This window comes from Glycomyces sp. MUSA5-2, from assembly GCF_037034145.1.
In the GTDB taxonomy this organism is placed as follows: domain Bacteria; phylum Actinomycetota; class Actinomycetes; order Mycobacteriales; family Micromonosporaceae; genus Glycomyces; species Glycomyces artemisiae.
In genome coordinates this window covers 1-15,153 of sequence record NZ_JBAGKG010000011.1, presented here as the reverse complement: position 1 = coordinate 15,153, position 15,153 = coordinate 1, and the positions used below count along the sequence as shown (strand labels likewise).

Here is a 15,153-nt window from a genome sequence, read left to right as displayed (position 1 = left end):
GATGTTTAATTGTGTTGGATCTTGAGGGAAGGGGAGTCGCCGATGCTGGCGCAGCAGCGACAGAGCCGGATCGCCGAACGCGTGCACCGGACCGGCGCGGTCCGCGTGGCCGAGCTGGTCGAGGAGTTCGGCGTCTCGGACATGACCATCCGCCGCGACCTCGAAACCCTCGCCGACCGGGGCCTCGTCGCCAAGGTCCACGGCGGCGCCACGGCCGTCGACTTCGGCTCCACCTCCGAGCCCGGATTCGCCGTCAAGCAGGTCCGGCAGGAGCCCGAGAAACAGGCCATCGCCGACGCCGCCGCGACCCTCGTCGGGCCCGGCCAGGCCATCGCCCTCTCCGCCGGGACCACCACGTGGACCCTCGCGCACCGCCTCACCGACGTCCCCGACCTCACCGTCGTCACCAACTCGGTCCCGGTCGCCGACGTGTTCTACCGGGCCGGGCGCCCCGACCAGACCGTGATCCTCACCGGCGGCGTGCGCACCCCCTCCGACGCGCTCGTCGGGCCGTTCGCCGTCGCGTCCCTGGAGAAGGTCAACGTCGACACCGTGTTCCTCGGCGTCCACGGCATGTCCGCGCGGGCCGGGTTCACCACCCCGAACCTCCTCGAAGCCGAGACCGTCGCGACCCTCGCGTCGAAGGGCCGCCGCCTCGTGGTCGTCGCCGACCACACCAAGTTCGACGTCGTCGGCATCGCCACCGTCGCGTCCCTCGACAGCGCCGACGTCGTCGTCACCGATTCCCTCCTCGACGAGGAGGCCCGCCGCACGCTCGGCGAGCACGTCGACCAGGTCGTGCTCGCGCCCGTCCACATCGAGAAGAGACCATGACCTCGTTCCACGTGGAGACCGGCGGCCTCGCCGACGGCCGCCAGATCCTGTACTTCAACACCGCCCCTGACGCCGGGCGCGCCTCGTTCGCCGACAAGCGCGACCTCGGCGACCGCGTCAGCGCCGGGGAGATCCGGTACGACGTGCTCCGCGACGAGTGGGTCGCCGTCTCGGCCGGGCGCTCGGGCCGCCCCAACCTGCCCGTCGCCTGCCCGCTGTGCCCCTCCGACGGCCAGGAGCTGACCGAGGTCCCCGCCCCCGACTACGAGGTCGCGGTCTTCGAGAACCGCTTCCCCTCCTTCGGGGGCTTCGGCGAACCCGGGCCCCTCCCGCCGACCGAGGCCGCCGGCATGGAGACCTCCGCGCCCGCCTCGGGCCGCTGCGAGGTCGTCGTCTTCTCCGACGACCACGACTCCTCCCTCGTGGACCTCAGCCCCGAGCGGGTCGCGCTCATCGTCCGCGCCCAGGCCCACCGCACCGCCGCCCTCCGGGAGCGCGGCGACGTCGCGCAGGTCTTCTGCTTCGAGAACCGCGGCGTCGAGATCGGCGTGACCCTCCACCACCCGCACGGCCAGATCTACGGCTACCCGTACACCACCCCGCAGACCCGCAAGCACCTCGACGCCAACCGCCGCCACCGGGCCGCCACCGGCCGCGACCTGTTCGACGACATCCTCGAATCCGAGCGCCGCGGCCCCCGCGTCATCGCCGAGAACGACCACTGGACCGCGTTCACCCCGTACGCCGCCCGCTGGCCCTTCGAGGTCCACCTCTACCCGCGCGGCGAGCGGTTCGCGGACCTCACCGAACTGCCCGACGAGTACATCGACGCGTTCGCGCCGCTCTACCTGGACGTCCTCAAACGCTGCGACAACGCCTACCCTGGCGAGCAGATGCCGTACATGGCCGGCTGGCACCAGGCCCCGTTCGGCGAGGACCGCGACCTCGGACGGCTGCGCTTCGAGCTCGTCTCGATCCGCCGCGGCCCCGGGCGCGTGAAATTCCTGGCCTCCTCGGAGTCCGTCATGGGCGGATGGGTCCACGACCTCGGCCCCGAGACCTCGGCCACCATTCTCAAGGAGGCACTGTGAAATACCTCGTGACCGGCGGCGCCGGCTACATCGGCTCGATCGTCGCCACCATGCTCCTCGAAGCGGGCCACGAGGTCGTCGTCCTCGACGACTGCTCGACCGGCGCCGCCGAGCGCGTCCCCGCCGGGGCCGAACTCGTGCGCAAGAGCGTGCAGCAGGTCGCCGAGGTCCTCGACGGCTCCTTCGACGGCGTCCTCCACTTCGCCGGGCTCATCGCCGCGGGCGAGTCCATGGAGAAGCCCGAGATCTACTGGGAGGCCAACACCAACGGCACGTTCGCGCTCCTCGCCGCTATGCGCGAAGCCGGGGTCCGCACCCTCGTGTTCTCCTCCACCGCCGCCGTCTACGGCAACCCGACCGAGGTGCCCATCAAGGAGGAGGCCGTCAAGGCCCCCACCTCCACCTACGGCGCCACCAAGCTCTCCAGCGACATGGCCATCCAGTCCGAGGCCACCGCCCACGGCCTCGCCGCGGTCTCCCTGCGCTACTTCAACGTCGTCGGCGCCTACCAGGACCAGAGCGGGATCTGGCACGGCGAGAACCACGACCCGGAGACCCACATCATCCCGATCGCCTTCGACGCCGCCTCCGGGCGCCGCGAGTCCTTCGCGATCTTCGGCGACGACTACCCGACCCCCGACGGGACCTGCGTCCGCGACTACATCCACGTCGCCGACCTCGCCGAGGCCCACCTCCTCGCCCTCGGCGCCGCCAAGGCCGGGGAGCACAAGATCTACAACCTCGGCAACGGCAACGGCTTCTCCAACAAGGAGGTCGTCGCCACCGTCAAGCAGGTCACCGGCACCGACTTCCCGGTCGTCGTCGGGCCCCGCCGCGCCGGGGACCCCGCCGAGCTCGTCGCCTCCTCCGAGCGCGCGAGGACCGAGCTCGGCTGGAAGCCCAGCCGCGACGCCCTCGACCGCATGGTCGCCGACGCCTGGGCCTACTACCAGCATGCCCGTGGCTAGCCGCCCGACCGCCGACCACCGCCACCCGAACCGGAAACGACCATGACGAACACCGACACGCACGCCGCCGCCCTCGCCGAGACCGCCGCGGCCGCCTTCCGCAGCACGTTCGGCACCGAACCCGAGGGCCTGTGGGCCGCGCCCGGCCGCGTCAACCTCATCGGCGAGCACACCGACTACAACGACGGCTTCGTGATGCCCTTCGCGCTGCCGTTCTACGCCGTCGTCGCCGCCGCCAAGGCCGACGAGTGGTCCTTCCACTCCACCTACGGCGAAGGCGAGACCGTCCGCGCCCAGGACCTCGGCGGCCCCACGGGCGGCACCGTCGACGGCTGGGCCGGGTACCTCGCCGGGGTCGCCTGGGCCCTGAACGAGTCCGGCTACCCGGTCGGCCCGACCCGCTTCGCCCTCCACTCCGACGTGCCCGTCGGCGGCGGCCTGTCGTCCTCGGCCGCCATCGAGTGCGCGGTGCTCATCGCGCTGGCCGACCTGTACGGCCACGACATCGACCGAGCCGAGGCCGCGCGGATCGCGCAGAAGGCCGAGAACGAGTACGTCGGCGCGCCCACGGGCGTCCTCGACCAGTCGGCGTCGCTGCTGTGCGAAGCCGGGCACGTCATGTTCATGGACTGCCGCGACCTCTCGCGCGAGCAGGTCCCGTTCGACCTCGCCGCCGCCGACCTGACGATGCTCGTCATCGACACGCAAGCCCCGCACCGGCACGCCGACGGCGAGTACGCCGCCCGCCGCGCCGACTGCGAGGAGGCCGCCCGCCAGCTCGGCGTGCCTTTCTTGCGCGACGCGCCGAAGCACGCGAAGCTCGACGACGAGCGCCTGAACCGGCGCATGCGCCACATCATCACGGAGAACGAGCGGGTCCTCCAGACGGCCGCGCTGCTCAAGGAGGGCCGGACCGCCGAGATCGGCGGCCTGCTGACCGCCTCTCACACCTCCCTCCGCTACGACTACGAGGTCTCCTCGGTGGAGCTCGACTCCGCCGTCGACGCCGCGCTGGGCGCCGGAGCGCTCGGCGCGCGCATGACCGGCGGCGGTTTCGGGGGCAGCGCCATCGCCCTGGTGGAGGCCGCCTCGGCGCAGAAGGTGGAAGCGGCCGTGGTCGACGCGGCGGCCCAGGCCGGTCTGCCGACCCCGCGGGTCTTCACCGCCCGCGCGGCCGCCGGAGCGCACCGCGTGCGGTAAGAGGACGAGACGGCGGCCCGGAGTGTGACACCTCCGGGCCGCCGATTTTTCGTCCCATTCCGGCACTGCTCCTTAGACCGGGCGCGGCCGTGCGATCCGGTGCCGCGGCGGCCGGTGTGACAGCGGCTGCGGGACCGGTGACGCTGCGGTGTCACCGTTCCCGCACTCTGGAATACTCCGCGGCATGGACTTCGTACACCTCGTGCTGCGCTACCTCCACCTGCTCGGCTTCGCCGCGGTCTTCGGCGGCTGGCTGGTGTCGTGGCTGTCGCGCAAGTTCAACTTCAACACGGCGATGCTCTACGGGATCGCGGTGCAGCTCGCGACGGGCATCGTCCTCTACGGGATCGTGGCCGCCGAGGGCGACGCGAACCACGCGAAGCTCGGCGTCAAGTTCCTCCTGGCGCTGCTGCTCGCCGTCATGATCGCGATCCCGGTGTGGAAGAAGCGCGAGAAGGTCGCGGCCGGGCACTTCTGGGCCACCGGCGCGCTCATCGCGGTCACCGCGGGCGTCGCGGTCTTCTGGCAGTAGCCCCGCACGCCTTCACGCGCCCGTAACGCGGGCCGCGGCAATGCGGCCGTATTAGGGGCGAAACACCAGTTCATTCCTGGTCTCAGTCATAGGATGTTTCGGTAACGAAATCATCAAGGAGCGTGTCAGAGGCCCGCGTGTGCGGCCATGATTAGGCGGGTATCGACTTACCCCCTTGGATTGTCAAAGGAGACCGTAATGGCTGTCAAGCCGTTCAAGCTGGCTGTGGCGGGCCTTTCCGCCGTCGGCCTCGCCGCCCTCGCCGCTTGCGGCGAAGCCCCGTCCGACTCGAACGGCGGCGACAACGCCGACGCGTCGTTCAGCGCCTGCATGGTGACCGACTCGGGCGGCATCGACGACAAGTCGTTCAACGAGTCCGCTTGGGCCGGCATGGAAGCCGCCGAAGCCGAGAACGATGACATCAAGGTCACGTACAAGGAGTCCTCGAACACCGACGACTACGACCCGAACCTCCAGGCGTCGGTCGACGACGGCTGCGACTTCATCGTCGGCGTCGGCGGGCTCATGGCCGCGAACGTCACGACCGCCGCGCAGGCGAACGAGGGCGTGGGCTTCGCGATCGTCGACGGCTCGCCGTCCGACGCCGAGGGCAACCCGGTCGAGACCTCGAACGTGTACTCCATCCAGTTCGACACCGCCCAGTCCGCGTTCCTCGCGGGCTACGTCGCGGCCGCGCAGACCCAGACCGGCACCGTCGCCACCTGGGGCGGCATGCAGATCCCGCCGGTGACCATCTTCATGGACGGCTTCGCCGAGGGCATCGCCAAGCACAACGAGGACAAGGGCACCGACGTGCAGCTCCTCGGCTGGGACGAGGCCGCGCAGACCGGCACGTTCCTGGGCAACTTCGAGGACGCCGCCGCCGGCAAGTCCACTTCGGACACGTTCATCAGCCAGGGCGCCGACATCCTCTTCCCGGTCGCCGGCCCCGCCGGCATCGGCGCGCTGACCGCCGCTGAGGAAGCGGGCGACGCGGTCAACGCGATCTGGGTCGACACCGACGGCTTCGAGTCCACCGAGTACGGCTCGAAGCTCATCACCTCCGCGGAGAAGGGCCTCGCCCAGGCCGTCCAGGACGCCGTCCAGGCCGCCTACGACAAGGAGGCCGGGAACGGCACCTACGTCGGCACCCTCGCGAACGGCGGCGTCGGCATCGCCCCGTTCCACGACTTCGACGCCGCGGTCTCCGACGAGACCAAGGCCGAGGTCGACGCGCTGACGCAGCAGATCATCGACGGCACGCTCGTCGTCGAGTCCCCGGCCAGCCCGGCCGCCTCCTAGCGGCCCGCGCTCCGGCATTCCATTTCACGAGGGACGTGCATTGCGACTCGAACTGAAGGGCCTGACGAAGAAGTTCGGCTCGTTCACTGCTGACGACGACATCGACCTGACGGTCGAGCCCGGCCAGATCCACGCCATCCTGGGCGAGAACGGCGCGGGCAAGTCGACGCTCATGAACATGCTCTACGGGATCCTCCAGCCGACCAGCGGGGAGATCCTCATCGACGGGGAGCCGGTGTCCTTCTCCGGTCCGGGCGACGCCATCGCCGCCGGGATCGGGATGGTCCACCAGCACTTCAAGCTCGTCGGCCCCTTCAGCGTCGCAGACAACGTGCAGCTCGGCCGGGAGCACACCCGCGGTGCGGGGGTGCTCTCGGCCAGGGCCGCACGCAAAGCGGTCCTGGACGTGTCGGAGCAGTACGGGCTCCGCCTGGACCCCGACGCGGTCTGCGAGGACCTGCCGGTGGGCGTCCAGCAGCGCGTCGAGATCGTCAAGGCCCTCTCGGGCCCCAAGACCGAGCTGCTCATCCTCGACGAGCCGACGGCGGTGCTCACGCCCGCCGAGATCACCGAGCTGCTCCAGATCATGCGCAACCTCGCCGAGGCGGGGACGTCGATCCTGTTCATCTCGCACAAGCTCAAAGAGGTCCAGGCCGTCGCCGACCACATCACCGTGATCCGGCGCGGCAAGGTCGTCGCCGAGCTGGAGCCCACCGCGTCGGAGTCGGAGATGGCCTCGGCCATGGTCGGCCGCGCCGTGTCGCTCCAGGTCGACAAGACCCTCGCGCAACCCGGCGAGCCCCGCCTGGAGGTCAAGGACCTCACCGTCGTCTCCGACGCCGGCGTCAAGGTCCTCGACGGCCTCGAACTCACCGTCCACTCAGGAGAGATCGTGGGCCTGGCGGGCGTCGAGGGCAACGGCCAGACCGAGCTCGCCCGCGCGATCCTCGGCCTCGTCAAACCCGACGAGGGCCACATCTCCGTGGACGGCGCCGACGTCCACGGCCGCCCCCCGGCCCGCCGCATCGCCGACGGCCTCGGCTACATCCCCGAGGACCGCGGCCGCGACGGCCTCGTCGCCGAGTTCTCCGTCGCCGAGAACATCGTGCTCAACCAGTACCGCGACGCCCCCTACGCGAAAGGCGGCGTCGTCGACGCCGCCGCCGTCCACAAGCGCGCCGTCGACTCCATCGCCGAGTTCGACATCCGCACCCAGTCCCCGGACGAGGCCGCCTCGTCCCTGTCCGGCGGCAACCAGCAGAAGGTCATCATCGCCCGCGAGTTCTCCCGGCCCCGCCGGTTCCTCGTCGCGGCGCAGCCGACCCGCGGCGTCGACGTCGGCGCCACCGAGTTCATCCACTCCCGCCTGATCGCCGAGCGCGACACCGGGACCGGGGTCCTGCTCATCTCGTCCGAACTCGACGAGATCTACGCCCTCGCCGACCGCATCGCCGTCATCTACAACGGCCGCATCGTCGGCGAAGTCCCCCCCGACACGCCCCGCGAGGTCATCGGCCGCCTCATGGTCGGCGCCTCAGCGACTCCCGAGACCCCTGAGACCCCGACCGAGGACGCCGACGGAGGTGACCGATGAGCGACAGCACCACCACCGAGGCCCCGGCCGAACCGCCAGCGCCCGTTGAGGAACCGGAGCAGAAGCCGAACTTCATGCGGGTCTTCGGCCGCTACCTCACCGAGGCCAACTCGGTCATGGTCACCGTCTACTCGCTGCTGCTGGCGTTCCTCATCGGCGCGATCCTCCTGATCGTCTCCGACGAGTACACCCGCTCCACGTTCTCGTACTTCTTCGCACGGCCCGCCGACGCCTGGTACGCCTCCCGCGACCTCGTCGTCGACTCCTACACCTCGCTGTTCGAAGGCGCGATCCTCAACTTCAACACCCTCGCCTCCTACCAGGCCGGCGAGGCCGACTTCGCCAACTTGCTGCGGCCGCTCTCGGAGACGCTCACCTACGCGACGCCGCTCATCTTCACCGGCCTCGCCGTGGGCCTCGCGTTCCGCGCCGGGCTGTTCAACATCGGCGCCCAGGGCCAGCTCATCTTCGGCATGATGGGCGCGCTCATCGTCGGCTTCAGCCTCGACCTGCCGATCTGGCTCCACCTGCCCATCGCGATCATCGCGGGCGGCCTCGCCGGAGCCGCGCTCGGCGCCGTCCCAGGCGTCCTCAAGGCCAGCACCGGCGCGCACGAGGTCATCTCCTCGATCATGCTCAACAACATCGCCGCGCTGTTCCTCGTCTGGGCGCTCGGCACGAGCTTCCTCCACTCCGAGACCAAGTCCGACCTGGTCTCCAAGCCCGTCGACGACTCGGCGGTCCTCCCGGGGCTCCTGTCCTCGCTCAACCCGTCCCTGCGCGTCAACCTCGCGCTCGTCATCGGCTTCGCCGCCGCGGTCTTCACCTGGTGGCTGCTCTCCAAGTCCACGTTCGGGTTCCGCATCCGCGCCGTCGGCTTCAACGAGCACGCCGCCGCCACCGCGGGCATGCGCATCGGCTCCACGTACACGACCACAATGGCCGCCGCGGGCGCCCTCGCCGGACTCGGCGGCGCCGCGCTCGCGCTCGGCGTCTCCTCCGGCGGCATCACCACCAACACCGCGCTCGACTACGGCTTCAGCGGCATCACCGTCGCGCTCCTGGGCCGCGCCAACCCCGGCGGCATCGTCGCCTCCGCGCTCCTGTTCGGCGCCTTGAAGGCCGGCGCGCTCTCGGCGCAGCCCGACGTGCCCGTCGACATCTCGACCCTGCTCCAGGCCACCATCGTGCTGTTCATCGCCGCACCGGCCCTGGTCAAGGCGATCCTCCACCTGCGCACCCCGCGCGGCGGCCTCGTCACTCTCGAAGCGAAAGGCTGGTGAGCCCCATGGCAGTGGACACCGCGCCCGCGCCCGCGCTGGTCGACGACCGCGCCCCGGCCCGCCACGCGAGGGCCGGAGCCGTCTACCTGGTCCTGGGGGCGCTGCTCGTCGTCGTCGCGTTCACATGGCTCGGCGGCAAGAGCACCGTCATCGCGTTCGACAAGACCCTCACCGACGCCTCCTGGGCCGCACCGACCTTCGCGATCGTGCTCGTCCTCGGCGCCCTGTGCGCCGCCGCGGGCGCCTGGATGCTCATCGGGCTCTCGCGGCGCCAGTTCAAACTCGCGTCCACAGTGGGCGTGGCCTCGATCATGCTGGGCCTGCTGTTCTGGGCCTACTCCCAGGAGGGCACGGTCTTCCGGGCCGAGTCGATCCTCGCCGGGGCGCTGTTCCTGTCGATGCCGTACATCTTCGGCGCGCTCTCGGGCGTCGTCTGCGAGCGCTCCGGCGTCATCAACATCGGCATCGAGGGCCAGTTCCTCATGGGCGCGTTCACCGGCGTGCTCGTCGCGAACATCACCGGCAGCGTCTACGCCGGGCTCGTCGGCGCGATGCTCGCCGGGTCGCTCTCGACGATGCTCCTCGCGCTCCTCGCCACGAAGTACCAGGTCAACCAGGTCGTCGTCGGCGTCATCCTCAACCTGCTCGCGCTCGGCTTCACCAGCTTCATGTACGACCAGCTGAAGAAGGCCGAGGGCTTCAACGACGCGTTCTCCCTGCCGGTCCTCACCTGGGGCCCGCTCACGGACATCCCCGTGATCGGCCCGGTCCTGTTCCAGCAGAAGCTGTTCGTGTACGTCGGCCTCGTCATGGTCGCCGTCGTCTGGTTCCTGCTGTACCGGACCCGCTGGGGCCTGCGCACCCGCGCCGTCGGCGAGCACCCGGCCGCCGCGGACTCCATGGGCGTCAACGTGAACCGCCTCCGCTACTGGAACGTCGTCGCCGCGGGCCTCCTCGCGGGCTTCGGCGGCGCGTGGTTCACCCTCGGGAACTCCCTGGCGTTCAACAAGAACATGACCGCCGGGCTCGGCTTCGTCGCGCTCGCCGTCATGATCGTGGGCCGCTGGAACCCCCTCGGCGTCCTCGCCGGGGCCCTGATCTTCGGGTTCACCACCCAGATCGCCCGCGACCTCTCCGCCGCCGGGTCGTCCGTGCCCGGCGAGTTCCTCCAGATGCTCCCGTACGCGGTCACCCTCGTGGTCGTGGCGGGCCTCATCGGCAAGGCCAAGGCCCCTGCGGCCGACGGCGTCCCGTACAACCCGGGGGACAAGTAGCCGTGGCCGACGTCGACTGGGAGCTGCTGCGCGGCAAGGCCCGCGAGGCCATGGCGCACGCGTACGTCCCGTACTCGAAGTACCCGGTCGGCGTCGCCGGGCTCGTGGACGACGGCCGGATCGTCTCCGGCTGCAACGTCGAGAACGCCTCGTACGGCCTGACCCTGTGCGCCGAGTGCGGCATGGTCTCCCAGCTCGCCGCCACGGGCGGCGGACGGCTGGTCGCGGTCGCATGCGTGGACGGCGCAGGGGAACCCCTCACCCCCTGCGGCCGGTGCCGCCAGCTCCTGTTCGAGCACGGCGGCCCGGACTGCCTCGTGGACGAGGGGTCCGCGCCGACGACCGTGGGGGCCCTGCTCCCCGGCGCGTTCGGCCCGGACCACCTGTCCGCTAACTGAATCCATTCTTGTAGTGAGGGAAAGCCAATGATCACCGCCGTCGACGTCATCCGCACCAAAAGGGACGGCGGCGAGCTCTCGTCCGCGCAGATCGACTGGGTCATCGACGCCTACACGAAGGGCGACGTCGCCGACGAGCAGATGTCGGCGCTCGCGATGGCAATCTTCCTCAATGGAGCGCAGCCCCGCGAGATCGCCGACTGGACCGCCGCGATGATCCGCTCCGGGATCACCCTCGACCTCGCGGCCGTGGGGAAGAAGTGCGTCGACAAGCACTCCACGGGCGGCGTCGGCGACAAGATCACCCTCCCGCTCGCGCCGCTCGTCGCGGTCTTCGACGTGGCCGTCCCGCAGCTGTCGGGCCGCGGCCTCGGCCACACCGGCGGCACGCTCGACAAGCTGGAGTCCATCCCCGGCTTCCAGGTCGACATGACCGAGGCCCAGGTGGTCGAGCAGCTCAAGGAGATCGGCGCGGTCATCTGCGCCGCCACCGGCGACCTCGCGCCCGCCGACAAGAAGCTCTACGCCCTCCGCGACATCACCTCCACTGTGGAGTCGATTCCGCTGATCGCGTCCTCCATCATGTGCAAGAAGATCGCCGAAGGCGCCGACGCGATCGTCCTCGACGTCAAGGTCGGCTCGGGCGCGTTCATGAAGGACTTCGGGCGCGCCAAGGAGCTCGCCGAGACGATGGTCCGCCTCGGCACCGACCACGGCGTCGACACCCGCGCCCTCCTCACCGACATGTCGATCCCGTTGGGCCGCACCGCGGGCAACGCTCTGGAAGTGCGCGAGTCCGTCGAGGTCCTCGCGGGCGGCGGCCCCGCCGACGTCGTCGAGCTCACCGTGGCCCTCGCCAAGGAGATGCTCGCCGCCGCAGGGCGACCCGACGCGGACCCGGCCGCCGCGCTCAAGGACGGCCGCGCGATGGACGCCTGGCGCAAGATGATCACCGCCCAGGGCGGCGAGGTCGACGCGCCCCTCCCGATCGCCCGCGAGACCGAGGAGCTCACCGCCGACACGGACGGCTTCGTCGCGGAGATGGACGCCTACGCCGTCGGCGTCGCCGCCTGGCGCCTCGGCGCGGGCCGCGAGCGCCAGGGCCAGCCCGTCCAGTTCGGGGCGGGGATCGAGATCCTCAAGACCGTCGGCGAACCCGTCAAGGCCGGAGAGCCGGTCCTGCGCCTCCACACCGACACCCCGGACCGCTTCGCCGCCGCCAAGGACGCCCTCGCGGGCCACTGGTCCGTCGGCGACCGCCCGGCCGACCGCGGCCCGATCATCCTCGACCGCGTCACCGCATAACCCGATCCACCGGAAGGGCCGGGGACTTCGACCGCGTCAGCGCGGACGATGTCGACTACTCTGGCCGCCGTCGAGGTCCCGACTGGCGAGCTCCACCGCATGACGATGGACGACCTGATCGGGTCCGAGGTCTACGACCGCACCCTCACCGGCCGGGGCGGGTTCGACTTCTCGCAAAGGCACTGACCGACTCTGACGGGCAGCGGCTCCACATCGGATCTGACGCCCGTACCGCGCCTGCGGCAGACGACGATTCAACAAGCGCCTGCCAGCAGACGGTTCCTCAGCAAGCAGTGCGCTCGGAAAGCCACGCCGACATGGCCCGCACGCCGTGCCCGATCGCCGCCTCGTCGGGGTCGAACGTCGGGAAGTGCGGGTACGACGTCGTGACGTCCGCGCCCGGCGACCGGACCCCGAGATACGTGTACGTCCCGGGAAGCTCGTCGAGGAACAGCGCGAAGTCCTCTCCGCTGAACGGGATCGCGGCATGGACGACACCGGTGCCGAACCCGTTCCGGTCCAGGAACCGCTTGAGCCCGTACGCCTCCGGGGCCGGGCAGACCATGGCCGGGAACGGGTCCTGCGGGAACACCGCGGACCCGCCGTACGACCGGGCGAGCGCGTCGATGTCGGCGCGCACCTCCGTGTAGCGGTCCTCCGGCCAGCAGCGCGACGCGAACGACACCGTGCCCTCCTCGGCCGAGGCCCGCGTGTACACGAACTCGGCGAGCGGACCGTCCTCGACTTGGAGGTCCTCGACCAGCCGCTCCAGGTCCGCCGGGCCCTGCGGCACCGACACCGTCGCGAGCGCGGCGATATCGGCCGACAGCCGCTCGGCGCGCTCGGCCGCACCCTCCCCGTCGAGGACGACCGTCCCCCGGTCCTGCCCCGGCAGACCCGAGCCCGGATTGATACCGAACGTGCCGACCGGGAGCAGACCGCAGTGCAGCGCATGGATCTCCTCCGGCCGGGCGATCCCGAACACCCCCGCATCGAGCATCGCGCGGGCCCCGGTGAGCGTCTCCTCCGCGGGCTGGAACACGAACACGACCGTGCCGTGCAGCCGGTGCCGCAGCCGCGAGAGCACCAGCGCCGCACCGACACCCACCGTCGTGTGGATGTCGTGCCCGCACAGGTGCAGCGGCGCCGTCCCGCCGCCGATCTGGTCCCCGCCCGGGACCGCGTCCATATCGGCGCGGTAGGCGACCGTGCGGCCGCGATGGCGCCCGCGCACGACCGCGACGACGCCGTGCCCGCCGACACCGGCCGTGACCGACAGCCCTGCGGCCGTCAGCCGCTCGGCGACCCTGGCCGCGGTGCGCGACTCCTCGCCGGGACCCTCCGGGTTCGCGTGCAGGTCCTGGCGGAACGCGATCAGATCGCCTTCGAGCCGGTCCACTTCCGCGTCGATCGCGCTGCGCCGCAACGCCGCACCGGCAGGAGTCGGGAGCCCCACCGCGGCGGCGACGGCCGCGGAGCCGAGCAGCACGCGGCGGCTGAGACGGGAGAGACGGGGTGCATTCATGGTTTCCTCCGAACGGAAGTCGATGCCCCGATTCTCGATCCTCCACGGCCCCTTCCGCAGTCATGCAGACCCCCGGAATCGCGGTCGGGCGGACCCGTCATGACGTTCGCGTGAGCGATACGTGGCGGCCGGTGCCACGATCACCGGACCCACTACCGCACCACCGCTTGCGAGGATCGCCGTGCACACCGGATCGATGATCGCCGACCGCTACCGCCTCGACGCCCCGATCGCCTCCGGCGGCATGGGCTCGGTCTGGAACGCCCGCGACACCAGGCTCGAACGCGCCGTCGCCGTCAAAATCCTCAAGTCCGACTTGGAACACGACGACACCGCCCGCGCCCGCTTCCAGCACGAAGCCCAGGCCGTCGCCTCCCTCCGCCACCCCGGCATCGCCGCCCTCCACGACTACGGCGAGACCGACGACGGCGACGGCGGCACCCTCGCCTACCTCGTCATGGAACTCATCGAAGGCCGCACCCTCACCGCCCGCCTCCTCGACGGCCCCCTCCCGCACCCCGACGCCATGCGCCTCACCGCCGAAGTCGCCGCCGCCCTCCACCACGCCCACGAGCACGGCATCGTCCACCGCGACATCAAGCCCGCCAACATCATCATCGACGCCCGCGGCCAAGCCGTCCTCGTCGACTTCGGCATCGCCCTCTCACCCGGTCGCGGCACCATCACCGAATCCGGGATGCTCATGGGCACCCTCTACTACGCCTCCCCCGAACAACTCGAAGGCCGCCCCCTCACCGGCGCCACCGACGTCTATTCCCTCGGCGCCGTCGCCTACGAATGCCTCTCCGGCACACCGCCGTTCACCGGCGACACCGCCGGCACCATCCTCAACGGCCACCTCCATCACCCGCCCCCGCCCCTCGACCCCGACATCCCGCCCGCCCCGGCCGCCGCGATCCTCCAGGCCCTCGCGAAGGACCCAGGCCAGCGCTGGCCCACGGCCGAGGACTTCGCGCGCGTCTGCCGCGACGCGGTCGCCGATCCGCTGACGCCCCAGGCAGCCTCACCGGTCCTCGCGATCCCGGGCGCGGCCCAGCCGTGGACGCCGCCCGCGGGCGCCCGGCCCTTCGAACCGGTCACCACTGCGACCCCGATCCCGCGGCGCCGCGGCCGCCGCCTGCTCATCGCCTCCTCCGCGGCGATGGCGGTCTGCGCCGCAGCGGTCGTGGTGGCCTTGTCCCCATGGAGCCGGGCCGACGACAACGGCGACGGCGCGACCGGCGTGATCGAGACGCACAACGCCGCAACCGACAACGAGACTCAGGCCGCGACCGGCACAGGCTCACCTTCCGCAGAACCGTCGACCTCCGCGACGGAATCCGCCGCAGAGGAAACGACAACGGCGGCGGACGACACCGGCGGAAACCCCGGCAGCACCGATGACGACAACAACCCGGACCCGACCGAACCCGAAGACGGAGGCGAAGACGAAGGAGGCCAGGTCGACCCGGGCGCCGCATCCATTCCCGATGTCACAGGCATCTGGTACACCGACGCCCGCGACGAACTCGTCTCCGCCGGTTGGGAATCGGTCGCCTACGACACCGTCACCGACGACCCCGGCACCGGCCAGACCGAGTGCTCGGTCGTCTACCAGAACCCCTCAGGCGGCACCCCGACCCACTACGACACCACGGTCACGCTGACCTACTGGGAGTCCTTCCCCGGAGCCTGCTGACCCGCGTCGCCGTCGGCCCAGATCCACGACACGCCTTCTGAACAGCACTTCCACAGAGTTATCCACAGGCTGGAAAATAGTTCTGTGCAAACTCGACCCGACCTGTGAGAGTTAGTAGAGAAAAAACACCTGTCTCTGGTGGTGGTGG

General features: G+C 70.8%; 14 protein-coding genes. 13 read left to right on the top strand and 1 reads right to left on the bottom strand.

From position 1 onward, the window contains the following. Positions 1-42: 42 nt before the first annotated feature. From WA640_RS24945 to WA640_RS24890, 12 genes are all read left to right on the top strand, one after another. Positions 43-834: a DeoR/GlpR family DNA-binding transcription regulator gene (locus tag WA640_RS24945; protein WP_106363212.1), complete on the top strand. Its 792-nt coding sequence runs from the start codon at positions 43-45 to the stop codon at positions 832-834. Next, on the top strand, positions 831-1,925 hold the full coding sequence (gene galT, locus WA640_RS24940; protein WP_335991480.1) for a galactose-1-phosphate uridylyltransferase: 1,095 nt from the start codon (positions 831-833) through the stop codon (positions 1,923-1,925). The genes WA640_RS24945 and galT overlap by 4 nt, the downstream gene beginning before the upstream one ends. Then, positions 1,868-2,893: a UDP-glucose 4-epimerase GalE gene (galE, locus tag WA640_RS24935; protein ID WP_442904823.1), complete on the top strand. Its 1,026-nt coding sequence runs from the start codon at positions 1,868-1,870 to the stop codon at positions 2,891-2,893. Before galT ends, galE begins: the two co-directional genes overlap by 58 nt. A gap of 42 nt (positions 2,894-2,935) precedes the next feature. Further along, complete coding sequence (gene galK, locus WA640_RS24930) at positions 2,936-4,093, top strand: galactokinase (protein WP_335991477.1); 1,158 nt, start codon at positions 2,936-2,938, stop codon at positions 4,091-4,093. Between the two features lie 184 nt (positions 4,094-4,277). Further along, a complete protein-coding gene (locus WA640_RS24925) occupies positions 4,278-4,625 on the top strand; it encodes a hypothetical protein (protein WP_335991476.1) in 348 nt (115 codons plus the stop codon). 198 nt (positions 4,626-4,823) lie between these two features. Beyond that, on the top strand, positions 4,824-5,927 hold the full coding sequence (locus WA640_RS24920) for a BMP family lipoprotein (RefSeq protein ID WP_335991475.1): 1,104 nt from the start codon (positions 4,824-4,826) through the stop codon (positions 5,925-5,927). Between the two features lie 40 nt (positions 5,928-5,967). Next, positions 5,968-7,521: an ABC transporter ATP-binding protein gene (locus tag WA640_RS24915; protein ID WP_335991474.1), complete on the top strand. Its 1,554-nt coding sequence runs from the start codon at positions 5,968-5,970 to the stop codon at positions 7,519-7,521. Beyond that, entirely contained in the window at positions 7,518-8,804 is a 1,287-nt protein-coding gene (locus tag WA640_RS24910) for an ABC transporter permease (protein WP_335991472.1), read from the top strand. Before WA640_RS24915 ends, WA640_RS24910 begins: the two co-directional genes overlap by 4 nt. A gap of 5 nt (positions 8,805-8,809) precedes the next feature. Further along, the gene (locus WA640_RS24905) at positions 8,810-10,078 is read left to right on the top strand and encodes an ABC transporter permease (protein ID WP_335991470.1); all 1,269 of its coding nucleotides are present in this window, start codon (positions 8,810-8,812) and stop codon (positions 10,076-10,078) included. Positions 10,079-10,080: 2 nt separating this feature from the next. Further along, complete coding sequence (locus tag WA640_RS24900; protein WP_335991469.1) at positions 10,081-10,476, top strand: cytidine deaminase; 396 nt, start codon at positions 10,081-10,083, stop codon at positions 10,474-10,476. Positions 10,477-10,503: 27 nt separating this feature from the next. Continuing rightward, complete coding sequence (locus WA640_RS24895; protein WP_335991467.1) at positions 10,504-11,781, top strand: thymidine phosphorylase; 1,278 nt, start codon at positions 10,504-10,506, stop codon at positions 11,779-11,781. A 48-nt stretch (positions 11,782-11,829) separates the two neighbouring features. Then, positions 11,830-11,967 (top strand): hypothetical protein, encoded by a 138-nt coding sequence (locus WA640_RS24890; RefSeq protein WP_335991466.1) that lies wholly within the window; start codon positions 11,830-11,832, stop codon positions 11,965-11,967. 97 nt (positions 11,968-12,064) lie between these two features. On the opposite strand, the gene WA640_RS24885 is transcribed toward WA640_RS24890, so the two are convergent. Further along, positions 12,065-13,306 (bottom strand): M20 metallopeptidase family protein, encoded by a 1,242-nt coding sequence (locus WA640_RS24885; RefSeq protein WP_335991464.1) that lies wholly within the window; start codon positions 13,304-13,306, stop codon positions 12,065-12,067. A gap of 181 nt (positions 13,307-13,487) precedes the next feature. Between WA640_RS24885 and WA640_RS24880 the strand changes: the two genes are divergently transcribed. Further along, the gene (locus WA640_RS24880; RefSeq protein WP_335991462.1) at positions 13,488-15,005 is read left to right on the top strand and encodes a protein kinase domain-containing protein; all 1,518 of its coding nucleotides are present in this window, start codon (positions 13,488-13,490) and stop codon (positions 15,003-15,005) included. The last annotated feature ends 148 nt before the right edge of the window (positions 15,006-15,153 follow it).